Source organism: Halovenus marina, assembly GCF_051414115.1.
GTDB classification, from domain to species: domain Archaea; phylum Halobacteriota; class Halobacteria; order Halobacteriales; family Haloarculaceae; genus Halovenus; species Halovenus marina.
Genome location: NZ_JBLKNZ010000001.1, coordinates 1,458,670 through 1,481,095 on the forward strand (window position 1 = coordinate 1,458,670; position 22,426 = coordinate 1,481,095).

The 22,426-nt window shown below is 62.6% G+C and carries 21 protein-coding genes; 8 read left to right on the forward strand and 13 right to left on the reverse strand.

The features are described from left to right. Positions 1 to 43: 43 nt before the first annotated feature. The 4 genes from ACMGFL_RS07370 to ACMGFL_RS07385 form a co-directional block, all read right to left on the reverse strand. Positions 44 to 1,267 carry an MFS transporter gene (locus ACMGFL_RS07370; RefSeq protein ID WP_436936428.1) on the reverse strand — a complete coding sequence of 408 codons (1,224 nt, stop codon included), beginning with the start codon at positions 1,265 to 1,267 and terminating at the stop codon, positions 44 to 46. Positions 1,268 to 1,375: 108 nt separating this feature from the next. Beyond that, positions 1,376 to 2,707 carry a hypothetical protein gene (locus tag ACMGFL_RS07375; RefSeq protein WP_436934890.1) on the reverse strand — a complete coding sequence of 444 codons (1,332 nt, stop codon included), beginning with the start codon at positions 2,705 to 2,707 and terminating at the stop codon, positions 1,376 to 1,378. 55 nt (positions 2,708 to 2,762) lie between these two features. Then, positions 2,763 to 4,607, reverse strand: coding sequence for a S9 family peptidase (locus tag ACMGFL_RS07380; protein ID WP_436934891.1), 1,845 nt, complete (start codon positions 4,605 to 4,607; stop codon positions 2,763 to 2,765). A gap of 84 nt (positions 4,608 to 4,691) precedes the next feature. Next, on the reverse strand, positions 4,692 to 5,447 hold the full coding sequence (locus tag ACMGFL_RS07385; protein WP_436934892.1) for a proteasome assembly chaperone family protein: 756 nt from the start codon (positions 5,445 to 5,447) through the stop codon (positions 4,692 to 4,694). A 120-nt stretch (positions 5,448 to 5,567) separates the two neighbouring features. Between ACMGFL_RS07385 and ACMGFL_RS07390 the strand changes: the two genes are divergently transcribed. Continuing rightward, entirely contained in the window at positions 5,568 to 5,726 is a 159-nt protein-coding gene (locus ACMGFL_RS07390) for a hypothetical protein (protein WP_436934893.1), read from the forward strand. A 41-nt stretch (positions 5,727 to 5,767) separates the two neighbouring features. Here ACMGFL_RS07390 and ACMGFL_RS07395 read toward each other — a convergent pair whose 3' ends face one another. Together ACMGFL_RS07395 and ACMGFL_RS07400 are read right to left on the reverse strand one after the other, a co-directional pair. Beyond that, positions 5,768 to 7,084, reverse strand: a complete 1,317-nt coding sequence (locus ACMGFL_RS07395; RefSeq protein ID WP_436934894.1) for an MFS transporter — start codon at positions 7,082 to 7,084, stop codon at positions 5,768 to 5,770. An 83-nt stretch (positions 7,085 to 7,167) separates the two neighbouring features. Beyond that, positions 7,168 to 7,794 carry a phosphoribosyltransferase gene (locus ACMGFL_RS07400; protein ID WP_436934895.1) on the reverse strand — a complete coding sequence of 209 codons (627 nt, stop codon included), beginning with the start codon at positions 7,792 to 7,794 and terminating at the stop codon, positions 7,168 to 7,170. Between the two features lie 155 nt (positions 7,795 to 7,949). Between ACMGFL_RS07400 and ACMGFL_RS07405 the strand changes: the two genes are divergently transcribed. After that, positions 7,950 to 8,990: a glycosyltransferase family 4 protein gene (locus ACMGFL_RS07405; protein ID WP_436934896.1), complete on the forward strand. Its 1,041-nt coding sequence runs from the start codon at positions 7,950 to 7,952 to the stop codon at positions 8,988 to 8,990. 18 nt (positions 8,991 to 9,008) lie between these two features. Here ACMGFL_RS07405 and folP read toward each other — a convergent pair whose 3' ends face one another. After that, positions 9,009 to 11,447: a dihydropteroate synthase gene (folP, locus tag ACMGFL_RS07410; RefSeq protein WP_436934897.1), complete on the reverse strand. Its 2,439-nt coding sequence runs from the start codon at positions 11,445 to 11,447 to the stop codon at positions 9,009 to 9,011. A gap of 147 nt (positions 11,448 to 11,594) precedes the next feature. Between folP and ACMGFL_RS07415 the strand changes: the two genes are divergently transcribed. Next, complete coding sequence (locus ACMGFL_RS07415) at positions 11,595 to 12,092, forward strand: flavin reductase family protein (RefSeq protein ID WP_436934898.1); 498 nt, start codon at positions 11,595 to 11,597, stop codon at positions 12,090 to 12,092. A 72-nt stretch (positions 12,093 to 12,164) separates the two neighbouring features. Further along, on the forward strand, positions 12,165 to 12,818 hold the full coding sequence (locus ACMGFL_RS07420; RefSeq protein ID WP_436934899.1) for a hypothetical protein: 654 nt from the start codon (positions 12,165 to 12,167) through the stop codon (positions 12,816 to 12,818). Positions 12,819 to 12,902: 84 nt separating this feature from the next. Here ACMGFL_RS07420 and ACMGFL_RS07425 read toward each other — a convergent pair whose 3' ends face one another. Beyond that, complete coding sequence (locus tag ACMGFL_RS07425; RefSeq protein WP_436934900.1) at positions 12,903 to 13,319, reverse strand: hypothetical protein; 417 nt, start codon at positions 13,317 to 13,319, stop codon at positions 12,903 to 12,905. 73 nt (positions 13,320 to 13,392) lie between these two features. After that, the gene (locus tag ACMGFL_RS07430) at positions 13,393 to 14,493 is read right to left on the reverse strand and encodes an aminotransferase class V-fold PLP-dependent enzyme (RefSeq protein WP_436934901.1); all 1,101 of its coding nucleotides are present in this window, start codon (positions 14,491 to 14,493) and stop codon (positions 13,393 to 13,395) included. 158 nt (positions 14,494 to 14,651) lie between these two features. Between ACMGFL_RS07430 and ACMGFL_RS07435 the strand changes: the two genes are divergently transcribed. After that, positions 14,652 to 15,725, forward strand: a complete 1,074-nt coding sequence (locus ACMGFL_RS07435) for a tubulin/FtsZ family protein (protein ID WP_436934902.1) — start codon at positions 14,652 to 14,654, stop codon at positions 15,723 to 15,725. A 74-nt stretch (positions 15,726 to 15,799) separates the two neighbouring features. On the opposite strand, the gene ACMGFL_RS07440 is transcribed toward ACMGFL_RS07435, so the two are convergent. Together ACMGFL_RS07440 and ACMGFL_RS07445 are read right to left on the reverse strand one after the other, a co-directional pair. After that, a complete protein-coding gene (locus ACMGFL_RS07440) occupies positions 15,800 to 17,146 on the reverse strand; it encodes an alkaline phosphatase family protein (protein ID WP_436934903.1) in 1,347 nt (448 codons plus the stop codon). A gap of 368 nt (positions 17,147 to 17,514) precedes the next feature. Beyond that, complete coding sequence (locus tag ACMGFL_RS07445) at positions 17,515 to 18,048, reverse strand: inorganic diphosphatase (RefSeq protein ID WP_436934904.1); 534 nt, start codon at positions 18,046 to 18,048, stop codon at positions 17,515 to 17,517. A 212-nt stretch (positions 18,049 to 18,260) separates the two neighbouring features. On the opposite strand from ACMGFL_RS07445, the gene ACMGFL_RS07450 reads away from it, so the two are divergent. Beyond that, positions 18,261 to 18,620 carry a PadR family transcriptional regulator gene (locus ACMGFL_RS07450; protein ID WP_436934905.1) on the forward strand — a complete coding sequence of 120 codons (360 nt, stop codon included), beginning with the start codon at positions 18,261 to 18,263 and terminating at the stop codon, positions 18,618 to 18,620. A gap of 100 nt (positions 18,621 to 18,720) precedes the next feature. Here ACMGFL_RS07450 and ACMGFL_RS07455 read toward each other — a convergent pair whose 3' ends face one another. Both ACMGFL_RS07455 and rnhA read right to left on the reverse strand, forming a co-directional pair. Continuing rightward, the gene (locus ACMGFL_RS07455) at positions 18,721 to 19,332 is read right to left on the reverse strand and encodes a DUF7108 family protein (RefSeq protein WP_436934906.1); all 612 of its coding nucleotides are present in this window, start codon (positions 19,330 to 19,332) and stop codon (positions 18,721 to 18,723) included. Further along, positions 19,325 to 19,921 (reverse strand): ribonuclease HI, encoded by a 597-nt coding sequence (gene rnhA, locus ACMGFL_RS07460; RefSeq protein ID WP_436934907.1) that lies wholly within the window; start codon positions 19,919 to 19,921, stop codon positions 19,325 to 19,327. The genes ACMGFL_RS07455 and rnhA overlap by 8 nt, the downstream gene beginning before the upstream one ends. A 167-nt stretch (positions 19,922 to 20,088) precedes the next feature. Between rnhA and ACMGFL_RS07465 the strand changes: the two genes are divergently transcribed. Further along, positions 20,089 to 21,060 carry a transcription initiation factor IIB gene (locus ACMGFL_RS07465; protein WP_436934908.1) on the forward strand — a complete coding sequence of 324 codons (972 nt, stop codon included), beginning with the start codon at positions 20,089 to 20,091 and terminating at the stop codon, positions 21,058 to 21,060. A 109-nt stretch (positions 21,061 to 21,169) separates the two neighbouring features. Then, a complete protein-coding gene (gene nreA / locus ACMGFL_RS07470) occupies positions 21,170 to 22,423 on the forward strand; it encodes a DNA repair protein NreA (RefSeq protein ID WP_436934909.1) in 1,254 nt (417 codons plus the stop codon). Positions 22,424 to 22,426: the final 3 nt, after the last annotated feature.

Here is a 22,426-nt window from a genome sequence, read left to right on the forward strand (position 1 = left end):
CCGGCGGTAAAGTTGTGGGTTTTCGAAAGCCGTCGCGTGTAGGTCAGTCAGACGGTTCGCGTTCGGTATCGGGCAGGATTGCCAGCCCATCGTGGCCGACGACCAACAGAAGCGCGAGCGACCCGCCGACGAGGGCAAACACCGAGAGGACGGCGAAGAAGACGCCGAGCGGATACGCACCGAGCAGGAAGCCGCCGATTGCGACGCTGCTCGCGCCGAACCCGAACTCCGCGAGGTAGACGTACCCGTAGGAGAGTCCGCGAGTGTCGGCAGGTGTGTACAGCGCGACGGCGACCTGATAGAACGGCTGGATGGCAAAGAGGAAGAATCCGAGGAGGCCACACAGGACGAGAAGCGGTGCGAGACCGAGCGCCGAGACTGGAATGAACACGAGGACAAGCGCAGCGAGGATGCCGAAGATTGCGACGAGGCCGCGCTCGACAGGGATCCGGTCTGTCAGCTTTCCGCCGACGTACTGCCCGGCCATCCCGACGACGAGCAGGCCGACGAAGACGTAGTCGGCCGGGGACACGCCCTCCAGTTGGCCGCCGAGGTTGACGCCTTCGATCGCCTGCAGGTCGTGGAGTATCTCCGGCAGGAAGGTCAGCACGCCCCGATAGAACAGCCCCTCGAAGGTGACGAGGACGAACACGACCAGAAAGGCACTCGCGAGCAACTTCTTCGAGTTTTGCAGAAAGGTCGGAAGCGTCAGCGCGGTGCCGCTGGCTTCGACGTCCTCCGCGCTCGCCGCGGTTGGATCGAAGTTCACCGTGAGACCATAGAGCAGCGCGACGATGCCGGGAACTGCGAGCACCGCCGCGACGAGGTTCCACTCGAAGGCGATCAGAAGCGTCGCGGTCACGAACGGTCCGAGTGCGATGCCCGCGTTTCCGGCCATTCCGTGGTACGCGAAGACGGTTCCCCGACTCTCGACGCCGGTGCTGATCAGTGCGTTGCCAGCGGGATGGTAGACGCTCGCTGCAATTCCCCAGCAGACGAGCGCGACGGCGATGGTGACCATCGACGATGCGAGCGCGAGCACGAGAAAGGAGAGGCTCATCCCAGCAAACGAGGTGAGGATCAGTCGCTTCGGACCGAACCGGTCGCTGAGGATGCCGCCGGGGAGCGCGCCCATTCCGAACGGGGCGTAGCCGAGGGCGATGACCAGCCCAGCGAGCAACACTGATGCGCCGGGGTCGTCACGCCAGACAACCAGGAAGATGGGGATCGACATCTCGAACCAGTGGACGAGGCCGTGGCCGAGCATGGTAAAGCTCGCTATCGCCCTGTCGTTCGCGTTCACGTTCGCAGAGAACCGCCGGGGGTACTTATTGGCTACGAGCCGTATCGACTGCGCACTCGTGTGTTCTGCCCGCTATCGGGTCGTTCCGATCACGATAGCCTGACCGTGTGGCGATTCGTAGATGACTCGAACGTTGTCGACCGTTCCAACTTCGACAGTGGTCGAGTCGCCAGGCGACAGCGTTCCGCTTCCGGGGTCGACTGCCTCGCTGCCAGCCTGCACTGTCACTCGGTCGAGCGGAACGGATTCACCGCCGATGTGAGAGAGCGTTGCGGTCCCGGACTCGACGGAGACAGCAATCGAGGCGAGCACCGGGTCGGCTCCGCCGCCGGGCGCTTCGATCGGGTGTTGAAGGGCGACATCGACGACCGGCCCGCGTTGCCTGACGGAAAGCGCTCCTCGTCTGTCGATTGCCTCGCTCATCTCTTCGCTCGTGTACGCGTCCCGCACCGCCTCTGGCGTCACGCTCGCGTCCGGGTCGGCTCGAAGCCACCACCGGTCGACGAGCGTGCCGTCCCCAAGTTGTTTCGCGTAGCCGACTCTGGTGTTCGACCGGATCGACTCGTCCAGTTCGTCGACGCCCGGCAGTCGTGCAGCGCCACTTCCCATGCCGGGGCTATCGGGATCGAGCGACCGTGGTGGCAGCGCCTGTGCAGTCAGCGGCCATCCGATATCGTCCGTGTACTGCTCGTACACCGCGGATTCCTCGTGTAGTCGGGGACGCTCGCCCCGTGCCGTCTCGAACAGCGGCACTGTTCGTTGGACGAACTGCTCGCCGGGCGTGTCGGCATCGGACTTTGCGCTCCCGTAGATGACACCCTCGTCACCGACGGCCAGCACGTTCGGTTGCTCGCGCGCCGAATGAGTGGCAAACCCCGCGTAGTACGTGATGTCGCTCGCAGTTCCGATCTGCTCGTATTGGGTATCTGCGAGCCGTGACTCGACATCGGAGCGAGCAAACGATCCGAGGTAGGCCACGCCGAGTTGCAATCCGCCGAGCATTCCCTCGATTTCCTCGAAGTCGATCCCCAGGTAGCCACCGAACATCGTCCAGGCCGTCACCGATTCGTAGACCCCGGGCGGTAATGCGGACCTGTTGGCCCGGGCGTGTGCAATGTTGTACGCGGCGTCGAAGGTCACCAGATCCGCCTCCGCGCCCGGAATCCAGTTTCGGAAGCCCGGATCGGTCTGCTCGAGTGATGGGAACGAAGTATCCTCGGAAGAATCTCCCCCCGTGTCGTCTGTGGTCTCCCCTTCTGCCGTGACGGTGTCCGACGATTCGACGGACGGTTCGTCGTCATCGTCTCCGGAACTGCCGAGTTCTGCACAGCCACTGAGAGCGAGCGCCCCAGCGGCCCCCAGCGTGGTCAGACACGCACGGCGTGTGACCGGTGGTTCATCCATAGGGAGATATTTCACGGCCGACTCATACGTCATTCGGAGACGGCCCATCAGAACTTCAGACGTACTCGTCGAGAAAGTCGACGATCTGGGTGTACGCCTCGATCTGATTGTCGAGTTTGGAGATGCCGTGGCCCTCGTCGTCGAAAATGAGCGTTTCGACCGGGACGCCCTGGTCCTGTGCCTCCGCCGCGATCTGTTCGGCTTCCTCGACGGGGACGCGCGGGTCATTCTCGCCGTGGAGGACAAAGAGCGGGGCCTCGATCCGGTCGATGTTGTTGATCGGGCTGATCGATTCGAGAAAGTCGCGGTCGTCTTCGAGCGATCCGTACTCGGCCTCCCTGAGTTCTCGCCGCCAGGACCCGGTGTTTTCGAGGAAGGTCACGAAGTTGGCGATGCCGACGCTGTCGATTCCGGCCGCCCAGCGGTCGGGGTACTCCGTCAGCGCGGCGAGTACCATGAAACCGCCGTAGGAGCCACCCTTCGCGACGATCCGGTCCGGGTCGACCGACTCGCGCTCCGTGAGCCACTCGACCGCGTAGTCGATGTCTTTCACCGAGTCCATGCGCTTTTCGACGTCGTCGAGTTCGGTGTAGTCGGTCCCGTAGCCGGTCGACCCGCGGACGTTCGGTTCGAGGAGTCCGTACCCTCGCGAGAGAAAGTACTGCCGAAGGCCGGAGAAGGACGGACGACGCTGACTCTCTGGTCCGCCGTGGATGTCGACGATGACCGGCGCACCGCCCTCGGGAATCGAGTCGGGCAGCGAGAAAAACGCCGGAATCTCCCGGCCATCGAACGTTCGGTACCGGACGAGTTCGGGCGCGATGAACGACTCCTGTGGGATGCCAGCGGTCGAGGCCTCCGTGTACTGGTCGCGGGCCTCCTCGACTGCGCGCTCTCGGTGCGACGGGCGGTCGAGGGTGTCGGCCTCTCTGAGCGCGGGCACATCCAGCACGGAGACGTTCGTGTTTCGGGTGCGTCCAGAGGACGAGAGCGCGATCCGTTCGCCGTCGGGCCCGAAACTCACGCCGCCAGCGATAGCGCCCGGCAGGGCTGGCACGGGGAAGGTCGAAAGGTTCGTCGCGCTCTCCAGTTGCCCGAGCGTGAGTTCGGTGTATCCATCGACATTCGTTGAGTACACGAGCAGGCCGCTGTCCTCGTCGACGGCGACGCCGTCGATGTTCCACTCGTCCCCGTCTCGGATGGTCGTCTGGTCGCCAGTCTCGGGGTCGAGGTGAGCGAGCGACAGCGTGTTCGCACCCTCGTCGGTGACCATGTAGATGTCACCATCCGGCCCCCACTGGACACTGTTGTACCGAACGCGGCCGTCGTGGGGCGTCAGGTGGGTTCGCTCGCCCGTCTCAAGATCCAGCACGTACACGTCCTGGTCGAAGTTCGAGTGTGACTCTGTGAGGATGAGTCGGCGGTCCTCGGGGTCCCACCCGCCGACCGAGAACCAGCCGTCCCCCTCGAAGACACGCTCTGCCGCCGCTCCGATCTCGTCGCGGCCCTGCACGTACACATCGAAGACTGACTCGTCCCGGCGATTCGAGGCAAAGGCAAATCGGTCGCCGTCGGAACTGAAGCCGCCCCAGCGGTGCTTGGCCTCGGGGTGGTCGGTCAGTGGCGTGATCCGCCCGTCCATGTCGAGTCGGAACAGTTGCATCCGCTCGTTGCCGCCCTCGTCCATCCCGAAGACCAATTCCGGTCGGGTCGGAGAGAACCGACAGAACGAGACGGGTTCGTCGTAGAAGGTTCGCTGTGTGGGCCACCCGCGCGGTTCCTGTAGCGTCCAGACCTGCGAGACGCCGGTCGTGTCGAGCAGAAAGGCGACGGTGCCCTCGGGCCCCAGCGACGCCCCATACGCGCTACGGATCGTCAGATAGCGTTCGAGGTCGTACACGGACGAAGATGGCGTGGCGGATACATAGACCTTGGCGTCGTCGGAGGGGATTCTGCGAGACGAGAACAGGTTCTTGGGTGTCGCTTACATGTACATCCGGTCTACCGGATAGTCGTGGCTCCCGGGCGACTCGACACCCTCTGTCAGCGAGTTCATCCGGTCGGCCAACTGCTCGTAGTACTCCCGGAACTGTTCGCCCAACTCCCGCAACTCGCTCTCGTCGACCTCAAAGTCGTACACGCTCTCGGCCGCCTCGATGAGTCGAAGGGCTGCATCGATGTCCGGACCCGGCGGATGCGTCGGGGTGATGAACACGCCGAGATCCGGGGCGGTTTCGTCGAGACTGCGCATCGTGAGTTCGCCGACAACCCCATCGAGAAACCCGCCCTGGAGCGGCTTGAACTCCGTGTCGGAGAGTCGCCGTTCCCGATACTCCGGGGTTGCGACCGTGAACGCATCGTGCTCCTCCGGGCCGTGTGGAAACGGAACGCCGTGCAGGACGAGAATTTCTGTGATCCCCTCGTTTTCGGCCATATCGAGGAGCGAATCGGTGAACGACCGCGCTGCATCGACCGGAATGAACAGCTCACTGACAAGGAGAGTCAGATCCTTTTCGTCGAGCGTGTACAGCCGACTGTGATGGCGCGGCACGCCTTCCTCGAAGGGGGCGATCGCGGGGAGGTCTTCGGGGATGACGTGGCCGATCTGTGTCGAGTCGAGATGCCGAACCAGATAGTCGGTTGCGGTCACACCCGCCATCCCGAAGTGGGCCATACCGACGATCAGTGTGGATGCTGTTTCGGTGCTGGACGACAGTCTGAGGTCGAATGCGTTTGCCATACACTAGTCGATATGTCCACCGAAAACATATGTCTAGAGGGGAAAAACGGCTCTCGACGATGCGTATCCCGATACCATCTCGCAACAAACGTTAGCCGTGATGGATCCGTACCCTCGGATATGCCCGACACGAAAGACGGCCGGGACAAGAAAGGTCACGACGAGGAGAAACGCCAGCGAGAGCGCGAACTCGACGAGGAACTCGAAGCGGACACGGAGCGGCAACGCGAGGAGCACGAGGAGGAAGCGGCCGAATCAGAACTCGCCGAAGACGAATAACGAGTTTCGGAGACAGACAACTTCCGACAGAGTACCGACGACTAGTCCCCATCCTCGCCCCGATGCATTCCGGGTCGCTGGACGATTCCAGTGCTGGTTTCGACCGTCAGGAGTTCGGTCGTCGGGGCGGTCGTTCTGGATGGCTCCTCTAACTTCGTCAAGACGACAGCGGTCGCCGCGAAGGCGAAGGTGCTCGCGATGACGAACGCGGCTGCGAACCCGATCAGCGTTGCAGTAATCCCGACGAGTAAGGGACCAACAATCCCGCCAGCGCCAGCAGCAGTCGAGCGCAATCCGACGAACGCGGACTCACGCGAACTCGGAACGGAATCGCCGATGATGGAGACGGTTCCAACATCCATCGCCGAGAATCCGGCTGCGATCACGATGAATGCGACGCCAGCAGTTGCGGCCCGCAACACGGGCCGCGAGAAGACCACGGCTCCAGCGAGAACGAGCGTGTAGGTTGCACTCAGAACGATCCCCCCGACGATGAGCTGTTTCCGCGAGCCGCGGTCGGCGAGGCGACCACAAAGCGGCATGAATCCGATCTGTGCAGCAGGCCCGATGGCAAGAATGCCCCCCATGAGTGAGAGTGGGAGGCCAAGTTCGCCGACGAGATAGATCGGTACGAGGCTACCGACGCCCTGAACTGCGGTGTGTCGGAGGGCGATGCCTGCGTACAACCACGTGAGTCCGGTCTGCCGAAGTCGTGCCCGCTCGTCCCGATCCGGGACCAACCGTGTGCGAACACTTGTCAGCAGTTCACCGACAGACGGTGACGAATCAGTTGATTCGGCGGGATCATCGAAGAAAAAGAGAAGCACGGTCGTGAGCGCGCTCAGTGTGCCGATGACGAAAAAGACCGACGTCGAGGCGAGAGCGCTGAGCAGTGCACTGACCGTGAGTTGCGCTCCAACGTCGCCTACTGCGGATGCGCTGCTTACGAACCCGACTGACCGGCCTCGATGTGTGCGTCCAGCCAGCCCGCTCACGATCGAAAGCACGACCGGACCGAATCCCACCGCGAAGACGGCTCTGAAACCGCGTAGCCCAATCTGCCCCCAGATGCTGTCGATAACGAGAAATCCGGCAGTCACGAGGGTAGTAAGCGCACTGAGACCAAGCAGGAGGTCCCGCCGACGACCGAGAAGATCACCGATTCCGCCCCAGAGCGGCGAGAAGATCATCGAACTCGTAAAAAATATCGTTGCCAACATGCTCACGGCAAGCGGTGAGCCGTCTCGTCCGACATACACCACTAATGCGGTTCCGAGCATCCCCCCACTTGCGGCCTGTGTCGCGCTCGCGAGACCAATTACGGTTTTTCGCCGTCCGACCAGACCGCTCGAACTCATACAGGATGTGTTCTCGACAGGGATACAAAAGTACACTCAGCGTTCTCCGAGTCGTGATTGCAACACTCCGAACGCTGTCGAGATCACCCCTTCTCGAGATACGCCATGGCCTGCTCGTCTGAAACTTGTGTGAACGACTCGTAGAACTGCCCGACTGCCCCGAAGTGAGTCGGTGTTTCGAGACAGATGACCTCGTCTGCTTCGGATCTGAGACGCTCGACGGTATCCGGTGGCGCGACTGGGACAGCGAGGACGACACGTTCGGCACCAGCATTTTTGATCTGTCTGAGACACGCGGTCGTCGTCGCGCCCGTGGCGACGCCATCGTCGACGACGAGTACGGTCTTCCCGCGGAGTTCGAGCGGGCGACGATCACCTCGATATCGCGTGACTTTCTCCTGTGCGGCCGTGCGCTCTGTTTCGATCTGCTCGTGGATGTCGCGCTCCGAGACGCCGGACTCGTCGATCATCGATTCGTTCAGCCAGACAGTTCCATCGCTCGCGACGGCACCGAGTGCGAGTTCTGGGTTCCACGGTGCTCCGAGTTTCCGGGCAGCGACGATATCGAGCGACACGCCGAGTCTGTCTGCGACGGCGCGACCAACGGGGAGTCCGCCCCGTGGGATAGCGAGGACGATGTCGGCCTCGATATCGTGGTCGGCGATGAGCGCGGCGAGCTGTTCGCCAGCGTGTGTGCGGTCTCTGAACATAGTCTGTCGAACTCTGTGTTCGGATGTGCGGGCGTTTTCGAACCGCTAGTGTCTCTTCGAAGGGAACAGTAATGAAGTATCACGCGAGTTTCCAGACCGCCCCGTCGTGGTCGAAAAGACAGGGATTTTTGACAGCCCCACCCGTCCGCAGACATATGCGCGTGGCGCTCGTCGCGATGGAGACGACACACAGTCGCGACAGCGCCAGTAATCGCCGCTTCGAGCGGATTGCGCGCCTGCTCGCCGACGCGGGCCACGACGTGACGGTGTTTTGCTCGCAGTGGTGGAACGACTACGACGACGAGTGGCTCCTCGACGGCGTGCGATACTACGGGGTTACGCTCGGGTCCGCCCCCACCTCGTTTTGCTCGCGGATTCCGGGACTGCTCGCTCGCCATCGCCCTGACGTGGTTCATGTGACGCCACAGCCGCCCCAGCAGGTCATCGCTGCGAGCGTCGGCGCGACGCTCGCTCGCGCTCCGCTGTTTCTGGAGTGGTACGGCAACGAGGGTCTCGACCCCGACGCACGGGCGACCCGGTGGGCTATCGGCCGACCCGACCGCATCGTGACGCCGTCGGAGATGGTCCGGACGGAGATTCGAGAACTCGGAGCGGCGGACAGCCAGGTGCAGGTGATCCCCGAGAGCATCGACTACGAGCAGGTGCTCGATTCGCGACCGGGCGAGGAGACGGACGTCGTGTACGCGCGCCGACTCGACGAGAGCGCAAACGTCGAGGACCTGTTGCTCGGGTTGGCAGAGTTGCGCGACCGGGAGTGGACTGCGACTGTCGTCGGTGACGGCCCACGGCGAGACGCGATCGAATCACAGACAGCGGACCTGCGGATCGACGACCGCGTCACCTTCGCCGGGGCCTGCGACCGACAGGAGCGACTCTCCATCTACCGGGGCGCACACGCGTTCGTCCAGACGGCATACAGCGAGCAGTTCGCGACGGAACTGCTCTGGGCGCTCGCCTGTGGCTGTGTCGGCATCGTCGAGTACCAGGCCGAATCGAGCGCGCACGAACTCATCGAGAACTACGAGCGAAGCTATCGGGTGACGAACCCACAGCAACTCGCCGACGCCATAGTCGACGCTGGTTCCTTCGAGAGACTAACCGAAGACGACACGTGGCGGTCCTACGACCACAGCGCCATCATCGAGCGGTACGTGGATGCATACGAGCGCGTGTAGTGCCCTGATGGTCGTCTCTCACTCGCCGTCTGTACGTTCGACGACATCGACAGCGGCGACGTTCGCGGCCACGTCGTGGACGCGGACGATGTCTGCGCCGCGCTCGGCCGCGAGGGCAGTCGCCACGATCGTCGGCTCGTATCGCTCGTTCGAGTCGCGACCGATCTGCTCGAACATCGACTTGTGTGAGTGTCCGACCATGAGCGGACAGCCGAGTCCACGGAACTCGTCGAGTCGGCCGAGGATATCGAAGTCCTCGGCGGGCGTCTTGCCGAAGCCGAATCCCGGATCGACGATGATCTGCGAGCGGTCCAGCCCCGCCTTCTCTGCCAGTAACACGCGCTCTGTGAGTTCGTCGATGACGTCTTCGACCACATCGTCGTAGGGGACGTCCTTCCCGGGAACGACCGGCGCGTCGATGGAGTGCATCACGACGACCGGCACCTCGTACTCGGCGGCGACCAGCCGCATCTTCGGATCGGCGAGTCCGGACACGTCGTTGAGGATGTCTGCCCCCGCGTCGAGGGCAGCGCGGGCAACCTCGGCTTTCCGGGTGTCGACCGAGACGAGCACGTCCAGATCCGCGAGTTCCTCGATGACGGGGACGATCCGAGACTGCTCTGTCGACGCCGGAACTGGATCCGCGCCGGGTCTAGTGGATTCGCCGCCGATATCGATGATGTCCGCGCCAGCATCGGCCATCTCGCGGGCACGTGCTATCGCGTCCTCACTGGCCTCGAACTCGCCGCCGTCGTGGAAGCTATCCGGCGTGACGTTGAGAATCCCCATGACTGCGGTGCTATCTTCCCACGGGTAGCCGCAAGCGTCGGGGTCGACGTCGATTCCGAGCGTCTCGCGGATCTGTTCACCGAGCGGCGCGAGTCCGTATGGCTGGCCCTGTAATTTCTCACAGAGCCGTCGGAACTGCGCCATCGTGGCCATCAGCACGACCGAGAGGGGTTCCTCGTCCTGGTCGTTCAGTCCCGAGATGGAACACTCCCCGCCAAGCGAGAGCAGTTCCTCCTTAAGGTACTGGGCCTGTCGCGGCCGGACGCGCGTTTTCACGACCCGATGGACGCCCTTTCCGCCCATCCGCCACACGCCCGCGTCGGTGACGTGGGCGTCTTCGAGTATCTCGCGCGCTTCGTCGACGGTGTCCGCTCGCTTGGGGACGTACGCTCGTGACCAGCGCGTTCGTGCCTCGGCGACTGTGTACAGCGACCCGGTGACGAGCACGCAATCGTCGGGTCCGGCCGCCTCGATTGCGTCGGCAACGGCTCCCTCCACGTCGGAGCGAGTCCCGACATCGGCGCCGGTTTCGTTCTCGAAGGCCCGCGCGATGACGGGTTCGTCCTCGGCGCGGTCACGGTCCGGTTCGCAGGCGGTCACGCGCTCGGCAGCCGAAAGTTCGGCCGCCATCTCGCGGTGGTCCTTGTCGGCCATCGCACCGACGACGACGTGCAGGTCCTCGTACTCGAAGGAGTCGAGCGTCTCGGCGAGACTGGCGACACCGCCTGGATTGTGTGCGCCGTCGAGGACGACGAGCGGGTCGCGGCCCATCACCTCGAACCGGCCGGGCCAGTGAGCGTTGCGGAGGCCGCGCGCGAGCGTCGCAGTCTCCAGTCCGTCCAGAACGTCGGCGTCAGCTAACTGTTCGACGAGCGCAACCGCGACGCCAGCGTTCCGTGCCTGATGTGCCCCCAAGAGCGGGAGGCGAGTGTCGACGGTCCGTTCCGGCGTCTCGATTTCGACGACGCCTTCGAGTCCATCACGACCGCCGTACTCGACGGAGATGGGAGCGTCATCAGCGGCAGAAACCACGAGCGGGTCGGTCTCCTCGCGGATGGCCGCGAGCGCGTCCCCGCTGGCGGCCGTGACGAGGTTTCGCTCCGCGGGGGCGACGCTCGCCTTGTCCCTGGCGATGGTCTCGACGTCGTCACCGAGGACGTCTGTGTGTTCGAGCGTCACAGCCGTCACCGCGCTCGCGACGGGGTCGACGACACTCGTCGCGTCGTGCCTGCCGCCGATGCCGACTTCGAGTACGGCCACGTCGACGTCCCGGCGGTCGAACTCCCACAGCGCCAGCGCGGTAATCGTCTCGAAGAATGTCGGCGACTCCCCATCTGCGGCGTGGTCGGTCACGTACTCCTCGATGGACTCGACAAAGTCGACGACAGCACTCTCGGGGATCGGTCGCTCGTTGACCCGAATCCGTTCGCGCACGTCGTCGAGATGCGGGGAGGTGTACAGTCCGACGTCGAGTCCAGCCTCCGAGAGCACCGACTCGACCATGCGAGCGGTCGATCCCTTTCCGTTACTGCCCGCAATCTGGACAGTGGGAACCGCCTCGTGGGGGTCGTCGAGATGGGCGAGCAGCGCCGCCGTCGCCTCTGTCCCGGGCCGGGAGGGGAACCGCCGCAAGTCAAAGAGGAAATTCGCCGCCTCGTGAAACCTCATGCTTGTGCTCATCGGTGCAGTCCGCTTTAGCGTGACGGTCTCACCCCCACGTGTGGCACCGTCGCTACCACGAGAGATGACCCGGAGCGGAGCTTCGATGGGCCACAGACCACGAGACATTAGTACCGTGCGAGCGGAGTAGCAGGCATGTCACTCGAGAGTGGTCGTTTTAGGGAACTCGTCGGAACGTTCGCAACGGGCTGTACTGTCGTGACCATCGACGGCGACGACTTGCACGGACTCACGGCCAACGCCTTCTCCAGTGTCTCGCTCGACCCGCCGCTCGTGCTCGTCTGTGTCGACCACGAGACGCACACGTACGACCTGCTCGAACGCGGCGACGTCGAGGGATTCACCGTCAACATCCTCTCGAAGGCCCAGCAGGACCTGGGCAGTCACTTCGCGGACATCACCCAGCTATCCGACGACCCCTTCGAGACGAGGACGCTGGACGGCGTGGACACACACGCCCCCGTCTTCGACGAGGACCTGGCCTATCTGGACTGTACAATCGAGGACGCACACCCCGCTGGCGACCACACGATATACGTCGGACGCGTCGTCGAGGGCGACGACCTCAACCCCGACGCCGACCCGCTCGCGTTCTATCAGGGCAAGTGGGGAACGGTCCAGACCGACGAGTGACACAGGGGAGCGCTCGGCGGACGCGGCCAGCGCCTTGAAAACAGTATTACGGGTCGAGTGCGAACGGAGCCTATGGACGACGTGGAGCGGACGGAGATGCCCGGCGCGCTCGTCGAGGAATTTCTCAGTTGCGAGCGCGGCACGCGGGCGCTTCTGGACGAACTGGAGACGCTTGCCATCGAGGGGAAACACGAACGACTCCGCGAGCGGATCCGGACCTTTGCCGAACACAGCGAGGAGGTGTTCTACACTGTTGCGCTCGCGCTGACCGACTCGAAACACTTCTTCGGCGACGTCGAGGCCCAACTCGGCGTCGGTCCAGCGGATACGCTTCGCGAACTCGCAGACACCTACCAGCGACTCGCAGAGCCGTTCAACATCGTCCGGATCGAGGTTTCGAACGACCGCAGAAACCCCGTCACGACACTCGACGTGACGACTGCCTACCACGCCGAGGAGGACGTTCCGATCGTGGCTTACACCGCACGGTCCGGCGAGATGGATCTGTATGACTGCCGTGGCTCACCGCAGGAGATACTCCAGACGGCGAACTATCTCGTGCAGGCGACGAACGACTCGCTCGAATTTGCCCTCTCGGAGAACCACTCGGTCAACACCGACGAGTTGAGCGAACTCATCGACCGACACGAGCGACTGGAGTCGGAACTGAACGCGCTCCGTGACCACATCGACGCGCTGCGCAGAAAGCCCATCGGCGACGAATGATACTGTCGGCTGTCCGTTCGGACACCGATTCGCCACCCGAGGTGGCGAAGTAGCTCCGAGATGGAACAGACGACAGTATGGATCTCACGCGGGTTCGATGTCGAAGATTCGCCAGTCACCACTGTCCAGCCGAAGCCGGTATCGCTGCTCGAAGTCGTTGCGCTCGCCCGAGAGGACGCTGACGTCTGCGACGGCCTCGTTGCCGGATTCGCTGACCACCTCGACGTCGATGAATTCGAGGTCAGCGTCGACGTCATCGATCCGGTGGTCGGCTAGCTCGCCGCGGAGCGGGCTGTCGGTATGAAGAAACTCGCGCATGCGTTCGACGTTCCCGTCGAGCAGGGCAGACATGAAGACGAGCGACACCTCCTCGATACTGGTCGGAGGCTCTCGGTCGCGGCCCGCCGGGGTCTCCCTATCCTCCCCGTCGGGAGTGCCGAGACACCCGGCAAGTCCGACCGACAGCGTCGCCGCGGCGGCCAACAGGTCCCGTCTATCCATACCCCGTCTTTGACTTGTGAGCAAAAACCCTGTCGTCACCCGATGCGCGTGTCGTTGTCGCGTGCATCCAAGATTAGAGCACGTCCAGCAGCGCGTCGATGTCTTCGGCTGTGTTCGGTGCGTGGACCGAGACCCGACACGCGTGTGGGTCCGGGATCGACCGTATCTGAATCCCGTGGTCACCGAGACGCTTGACGACGGCATCTGGGTCATCGGCAGCGAACGTGACCAGCCCGGACTCGGAGTCGCGCGGACTCACAAGCCTGTCGCCGAGGCCCTCTTTGAGTCTGTCGGTCAGACGGCTGATGCGCTCGTCAATTCGCTTGATTCCGACCGCTTCGATCTGTTCGATTGCCGCTTCGAGTGCGACGTAGGGAGCGACCGCCGTCGTTCCGAGCTCGAATTGTCGTGCATCTGACCGAAACTCGTAGTCTGCACCGGGTTCTTCCACGGAGAAGTAACCGATCCGTCCCGGTGTCACTGCGTCGAGCGCATCCTCGTCGACGTAGAGAAAGCCGGACCCCCACAGGCCGAGCAACCACTTGTGTCCCGATGCAGCGACGAAATCCGCGCCCCAGTCGTCGACATCGACGGGGACCTGACCAGGCGACTGGACGGCGTCGACGAGCACGCGCGCGCCAGCGTCGTGTGCGAGGTCGACGACTTCCTCGACGGGGAGTTTGGTGCCGTGTGACCAACTCAGCGAGCTCAGACAGACGAGTCGCGCGTCCGAGACTGCATCGCGAAGCATCTCGCGGTCGAGTCGCCCGCGCTCGGTCGGCAATTCGCGGATTTCGATGCCTTCTGTTTCCCGCGCTCGCTCCCACGGCAGGACGCCCGCTGGGTGTTCGAGGTCAGTTCTGAGAACGACATCGCCCTCGTTCCAGTCGATGGCGTTGACTACGTGGTTGATCCCTTCGACAGTCGAACGTGTGAGGGCAACCTGTTCAGGGGTCGCGCCGATGAACGCCGCAACCGACACACGAGCAGATTCGAGCGCGTCTCTGGCGACCGTGTACATGCCGTCGCCACAGGGCGCGTCGAACTGATGCCGTTTCTCGAACTCGTTTGCGGCCGAGACGACCGCACGCGGACTCGGACCACTCGCGCCCCAGTTGCAGTACCGACAGGTGTCCAGTGCTGGAATCTCCTCGCGAAGCCGTTCCGGATCCATATCAGACCTGGAGCGTCGACGGGCTTGAAATCCCCGACTCCACCTGTCGTTGCCGGATCCAGACCAGAGAGCCCGGCACAGATGACACGATGTTGAAAATATTGCCGCAAAATACGTGAGCCAAACGTTAATTAGCCGGTGCGTCGACAGTAGAAAACATGAAGGTCGTCCTGATTGGTGTCGGACAAGCAGGCGGGAAGGTGACGGAGGAACTCGTCAGATTCGATTCGGAGATGGGCTTCGGGGCGGTACAGGGGGCCTTTGCGGTCAACACGGCACAGCAAGACCTCAAACAACTCGAACTCGAGACGATGCTCATCGGCCAGGACCGCGTCAAGGGCCACGGCGTCGGCGGCGACAACGAACTCGGCGCGGAGATTATGCAGAGTGAGGCCACAGAGGTCATGGATGCGCTCGATGGCCGCATCACGACCGAGGCGGAAGCAGTCATGATCGTCGGTGGGCTTGGTGGCGGAACTGGCTCAGGCGGCGCGCCAGCGCTCGCGAAGGAACTCCGCCGCGTCTACGAAGTTCCGGTGTACGTCCTCGGAATCCTCCCCGGTCGCGACGAGGGATCGATCTACCAGGCAAACGCCGGACGGTCGCTGAAGACGGTCGCACGCGAATCCGATGCGGCAATCCTCGTTGACAACGACGCGTGGCGACAGAACGACGAAACCGTCAGTGAAGGGTTCGCCCACATCAACGAACAGATCTCTCAGCGCGTCGGTCTCCTCCTCGCCTCGGGTGAAGTCGTCGAAGGCGTCGGAGAGAGCGTCGTCGACTCCTCAGAGATAATCAACACGCTACAGGGCGGTGGGATCGCCTGTCTCGGCTACGCGAGCGCCGAGGCATCGCCCGACGCGAGTGACAATATCAACACGATCACCAGCCTGACGCGCAAGGCCCTGCTCACGGGGATGAGCCTCCCGAATGCGGTTGACGCTGAGGCGGCGCTGCTGGTGATCGCTGGCGAACCGGACCACATCGCGCGCAAAGGCGTCGAACGCGCACGTAGCTGGATCGAGGAGGAAACCGGGTCGCTCCAGGTGCGCGGCGGGGACTTCCCGCTCGAAAGCGACCGACTCGCCGCGCTCGTCCTGCTCGGCGGCGTCGAGCGCTCACAGCGCGTCCAGGAGTTTCTGGACCGCGCACGAGAAGCCCAGCAGGAACAGGAAGAACGCGACCCCGTGGAAACGTTCGGCAACGACGAACTCGACGACCTGTTCTGAGGGGACTCATACTGTCGGCTGTCCCATCTCGAAACTACTTTGCGATCCGGTGCCCGCACGGACAGCCGACAGTATCACCGAACGAGCGACGCGCCGTCGAAGTCGGTTCGGTCGTAGTCCATCTCCAAAAGCGAGAGAACGGTCGGCGCGATGTCGTACAGGTCCACGTCTTTTACGCTCGCATCGTCGTCGTCGATGAACAGACAGGCGTTATCGAAGCTGTGCATCCCGTTTCGCGGACCCGTGCCGAACACCTCGTCGTCGCCGGTGAAGCCAGCCTTGAGGTCGAACCCGTGGTTCGGGATGATGACGAGATCCGGCGCGATATCGGTGTGGTCGCCGCGGAAGGCGTTCTCTCTGGTCTCGACGCGGTCGACGACTTCGCGACCCTCCGGCCCAGTGAGCGATTCGATCTCGGTTTTGAGTTCGGCACGGACGCTCTCGTACTCGTCTTCGGGGACGGCACCGTCCGGTTCTCTGCCCTCCAGATTGAGGTACAGTCGACCGGGGATCAGCGAGTATGCGCGCGTTCCCTCTGAGATATCACCGAGTTCGTCGGGGTCGTCAGTGTCGTAGGAGAGCCAGCCTTCCTCCTGTAGCCAGGCGTTGAGATGCACCTCGTAGTCAAGCGTGGTGAACCCGTGGTCGGATGCGATCACGAGCGTCACGTCGTCGTCGAGTTGGTCGCGCAGTCGCCCGATGTAGTCGTCGAGTTTGCGGTAGAAGTCCAGAAATTCGTCGTAGTACTCGCCGTCACGTTCGTAGTCCTCGAAGAGGAAGTGATTGACCCGGTCGGTCGTCATGAACACGCCGAAAAACAGGTCCCAGTCGTCCTCGCCGATGTAGTGCGAGAACGCCTCGAAGCGCCTGTCGAGCGTCTCGTGGGCGTCTTCGATGAACTCCGTCTTGTCGTCCTTGTGACCGAGTTTCGCATTCACGTCGATCCGGTAGTCGTTCGCTTCCAGGTATTCTCTGAGTTCGTCGGGGTAGGCGGCCTTGTCGACCCCCGGCGAGAGAAAGCCCGAGACCATCCGCTGGATGTCCCTGTCCGGCGGGAAAGTGACGGGGACGTTCATCACCGTCGCGTTCCGGCCTGCCTCCGTGACACGGCTCCAGAGCCGTGTCGCCTGCACGTCGTTGCCCATCGGGACGTAAGTGTCGTAGGAGCCGACTTCGCGGTCCTGAAATCCGTAGACGCCCGTCTCGCCAGGGTTGACGCCGGTCGTCAGCGACGGCCAGCAGGCACTCGACTCCGGCGGGACGATGCTGTCGATCGGGCCAGCAGTCCCCTCGCGTGCTATCGCCTCGAAGTTCTCGAACTCGTCGAAGTGGTCGGCGAGCAGACTGTACGGCACGCCGTCGATACCGATGAATGCCACCCGCGGTCCGTCGTCACCACGGATCCGATCGAACAGGCCCATGTCTCAGGCTACTGGTCTATCCTACAAGAAGGTTCTTTTCCGGTACTGGCCGCTTCCGTGTCCGAAATGAGCAAATATGCCCGATTGTTCGTCACTCCACGGGGGCGGTGTCATCAGCGTCGGAATCCGCGTCCTCGCGCTCGAAGTTCTCCGGAACGACCGTCGGATGGTCCAGACCGACTGGCTGAGTACTTGCTGCCATCACGGCTACAGGTAGTGCCGCGACACACAAGTAATTACCCATGCTCATAATACATCGGCAACAGTTGCCGTTATTACTGGAACGAATACAGGCCGGGTGGGATCTGAGTCGAGAGTCGCCACTCAGCGCTCTGCTGTGAGTGCGAAAAATCGGACGTGGGACGACGTCAGCCGAAGTGTTCCTCGTACAGGTCCTGTGAGTGTTCGATTGCGTCCTGTGCGGCTTCTTTGTCCTCCCAGCCGAGGGTCTCGGTTTCCTTGCCCGCTTCGAGGTTCTTGTACGTCTCGAAGAACTCGCTGATCTCGTCTTTCTCCTGCTGGGCGATGTCTTCGACATCCTGAATGTGGTCGTAACGTGGGTCCTCAGAGGGAACGGCGATGACCTTGTCGTCCTGCTCGCCGTCGTCGTCCATCTTCATCAGTGCGACCGGTCGTGCCTCGATGACACACCCCGGGAACGTCTGGTCTTCGACCAGCACGAGTACGTCGAAGGGGTCCTCGTCGTCGTAGTACGACTGTGGGATGAAGCCGTAGTCCGAGGGGTAGTGAACGTTGCTGTGCAGGACGCGGTCGAGCACGACGCCGGGCAGGTCCTTGTCGTACTCGTACTTGTTTCGCTCGCCTTTCAGACACTCAACAACTGCGTATATCTCCTCGGGTGGGTTCGGTCCCGTCTCGAGGTCTTCCCAGAGATTTACCATCAGTATCATCAACAATAAGCGACCAAAAACTACTTTCGGTCTAGTCCGATAGAAGTGGTCAGAGGCACCGGTTCGGCACGACCTGTAGCAGGGACTACCTATCACCTGCTTCGACAGACTCAGGTATATCCATCTGCCGTATTGCGATACACACCTGACAACAGGGATTCTGTTTCCAAACAATTAAGTGTGCAAATGACATTCATCTAAGCATGTCAGAGGCACAAGCAGTTACTGACAGCCCCGGTATCGCGCGTGAACTCACAGCGTTCCAGCAGAACATCCTCACGATTCTGGCCGAGGAGGCCCGATACGGGCTCGCGATCAAGCGCGAACTCGAAACCTACTACAACTCGGAAGTAAACCACGGTCGGCTGTACCCGAACCTGGACGACCTCGTCGAGATGGGACTGGTCGAAAAGAGCGAACTCGACAAGCGAACAAACGAGTACGCCCTGACCGACGACGGCTACGACGCAATTCTGAGCCAGCTCGAATGGGTGTTCGACAGCATCATCACCAACGAAGAGCGCGCCAGCGACATCGAAGAACTCGTCGAGCAGGCGCGGTAAGGCCTAACGGACGTACCGAGACACATTTTTTGACGTCGTCACCCGAGAGCAACAGCCGATGCACTCGGACAGATAACGCAAGACCGTACGACCAGAATCCTCAATCGAGCGGTAATTCCACGTCGGTCCGCTCGTAGACGTGTTCGAGTGACGCCTCGACGAGTCGGCGCTGTTTGTCCGTCGGCCAGGCGTTTCGTGGGAAGTATTCGTCCAGAAACTCCCGGAGTTCCTCGCTGGTGGCGTCCTCGATGGGTTTCGCGTAATGGTTGCTCATGAAGTCAGCGAGCGCCTGTGCGTTCGCTCCGTGTACGGACCGACACTCCGACTGAACGGTCGCCACGATCGACTGATTGTGGTCGTCGACAGTCGCCCAGTCGTCAGCGTCACCCGGCCCTTCGAGCGGCCGTTCGACGCCGCGGTCGATGTCGTCGATTCGCTCGGGGACTACGACGTCATCCTCGACCCAGTCGACGGGATACAGAACGAGCACATCGTTGTCCTCAGACCGCACGCGGGCAGTGAACTCGTGGTCAGCGAGCAGTTCGGCCCGCGACTGGCGGTACGCCTCAGCCTCGTTGTCGTCGACAGCCTCGCGCGCCAGCCGGGTGAGTCGAACCGCACGCTCGATCACCTCTGCTGGTAGCTCCGAGTCGGTCTCGTCGCTGTCCGTGTCGTCTGCGTCGCCGTCTGGTATCGGTGAATCGTCAGCCATCCTCGAACGCCTCGTTTGCAAGTTCGTCTGCCCGTTCGTTTATCTCTCGCGGTACGTGAGAGAGCGACCAGTCATCGAACTCCGCCAGCAACTCCCGGACACGAACCCGGTATTCGCGCAGGTCCGGGTCGTTGACCGACCACTCGCCGGTGACCTGTCGCACGACCAGTTCCGAGTCGCTCCGTACCTCGATCCGGTCGAAGCCGTACTCGGCCGCGAGCGACAGGCCCTGGACGAGCGCCTCGTACTCCGCGCGGTTGTTCGTCGTCGTTCCGATCCGCTTGTTCCCCTCGGCGAAAATCCCACCATCCCCGGTGACGATGACCCAGCCAATAGCCGCTGGCCCCGGATTGCCACGAGACGCGCCGTCGACGTAGAGATGTGCGCGCCCGTCAGCGTCCCGGAGCGCCGCCTCCATCGTGGTCGTGTCCGACCCCTGAATGACGACCTTGTTTTCGTAGGCGACAGCGGTTCCACCCTCGGCGCTCGCGCGCCACAGTTCGTGATCGGTGTTTCCCGGTTCGACCGGTATCCCCGCGGCTTCCAGACGCTCCCGGGCGGTCGCTGGGTCACACTCGATGACCGGCATTGGCCCATATCCGCTCCCGATCCCTTTTACGGTTTGCGATTTACGGTGTTCGGTGGAGATGCTGTTTTCCGGCTTTCGTCGGGCTTATCGAGGAACCCTGACCAGTACGAGACGACAGATACGTGGCAAGGGTTTAAGGGCCGCCACGATACTACTATAAAAATGCGATGACACGGTCCAGCCGCCAGCGGGAGCGCGAGCGCGAGTCTGAAAGTGAAACTGAACAACAGGAATCAGAGGAGGTGCGTGAATGTTCCGAGTGTGGGTCGTCGAATCTCATCAAAAGCTCCGACCGCGGTGAACTCATCTGCGACGACTGCGGCCTCGTCGTCGAGGAGGGGAACATCGATCCCGGTCCGGAGTGGCGGGCGTTCAATCATCAGGAGCGCCAGGAGAAATCGCGCGTGGGAGCGCCAACCACGCAGACGATGCACGACAAGGGGTTGACGACCACCATCGACTGGAAGGACAAGGACGCGTACGGACGGTCGATATCCTCGAAAAAGCGCAGTCAGATGCACCGACTGCGAAAGTGGCAAGAGCGGATCCGGACGAAGGACGCGGGCGAGCGGAATCTGCAGTTTGCACTCTCTGAAATCGACCGGATGGCCTCGGCGCTCGGTGTACCACGTTCCGTCCGGGAGGTCGCCTCTGTCATCTATCGGCGAGCGCTGGATGACGACCTCATCCGTGGCCGCTCGATCGAGGGTGTCGCGACGAGCGCACTGTATGCCGCCTGTCGCAAGGAGGGGATCCCGCGCAGTCTCGAAGAGATATCGGAGGTATCACGCGTCGAACGCAAGGAGATCGGCCGCACCTATCGGTATATCTCACAGGAACTCGGCCTGGAGATGGAACCGGTCGATCCGAAGAAGTACGTTCCCCGCTTTTGCTCCGAACTCGAACTCTCAGAAGAGGTCCAGACCAAGGCAAACGAGATCATCGAGACGACCGCGGAGGAAGGACTGTTATCTGGAAAGTCGCCGACGGGATACGCTGCAGCCGCGATCTATGCCGCCTCACTGCTCTGCAACGAGAAAAAGACCCAGCGCGAGGTCGCAGACGTCGCACAGGTGACCGAAGTGACCATCCGTAACCGGTATCAGGAACAGATCGAAGCGATGGGTATCCATAGCTGAAGGCTGTTCTCGAACGCGGCCGCGCACCCGGCGGCTGTGACGACCGAACCGTTCTCTGTTTCGTGTGCTGGGGTCAGATTCTTATCGACCGATACCGTACCGAAACTGAATGCGTCTCGACGAGTTCATCGAGGGCTTTTCCCGCGACGAGGCCGCCGAGCGACGCCGCCTCGCGCGCGAGAAGTCCTACGCCATCACCGACCACCTCGACGAAGTCGAGCGCCAGTTCGAGGAGGTCGTGCAGGGTGACTCTCTGTATGGCTCGACCGCGCCCGAGATATTCGTCGGACGCTCGAACTACCCTGACGTCTCGACTGGACTGCTCTCGCCGATGGACCGGGAGAAAGACCCCGAGTCCTTCGCCACGAGCGAGCAATGGTACCAGCACGGACTGGACATCGACGACGTGCTCAAGCGCCGCACCGGACTTCTGAACTCGACGCGGTCGACGCAGGTCAACGTCGAGGACGTGTGGGACGGCTTTGTCGGCGTCCAGCGCGAAGTCGCCATCGCCGACCGGCCCGTCGACGTGGAGGTTGGACTCGATGGGACCCCGGATATCGACCTCTCGGTGGACGATATTGCGACGCCAACCGGGCCGCGCGCTCGGGCAACCGACGCGCGACTTGCTGAAAATCCCTCCGTTCCGCGCGCCGTCGAGAAGACACTCGAAGATGACGACTGGCGCGCCGAGGGCGCGATGACGTACCTCTACCGGCGCGGGTTCGACGTTTACGACATCAACACTATCCTCTCGGCTGGCGCACTCGGCGAGGGGCACAATCGCCGCTTCGTCCCGACTCGCTGGTCGATCACCGCAGTCGACGACACTGTCGGCCAGTATCTCCGCGGACAGATCCGCAACGCGCCATCGGTCACGGAGGTACAGGTGTGGTACAACCACTACGTCGGTAACGATTACTGGGTGATCGTCGCTCCCGGCAACTGGGAGTACGAACTCGTCGAACTCAAAGCGCCGGGCAGTATCTGGAACCCAGACGAAGGGGGCGAGTACTATCTCGCCGCCGACAGCGAGGGCTACGACGGCCGAACGGGCTACGTCGAGGAGACTGCGGGCGCGTACCACGCCTCCCGTCTCGCGGTGCTCGAAGAACTCGCAGCGAACGACCGACAGGGGATCGCACTCGTCATCCGCCACGCGAGTGACGCCTACTGGGCACCCGTCGGCGTCTGGCAGATCCGGGAGGGGATCCGCCACGCCTTCGAGAACGACCCGGCTGTCGCGGAGACGTTCCACGACGCGATTGCCGAACTCGCACCGGAACTACCGGTCAGTCTAGCGCAACTCCGGCGGAAATCAGAACTCGTCGCTGGCATCCAGTCACAGTTGTCCGATTTCTAGTCA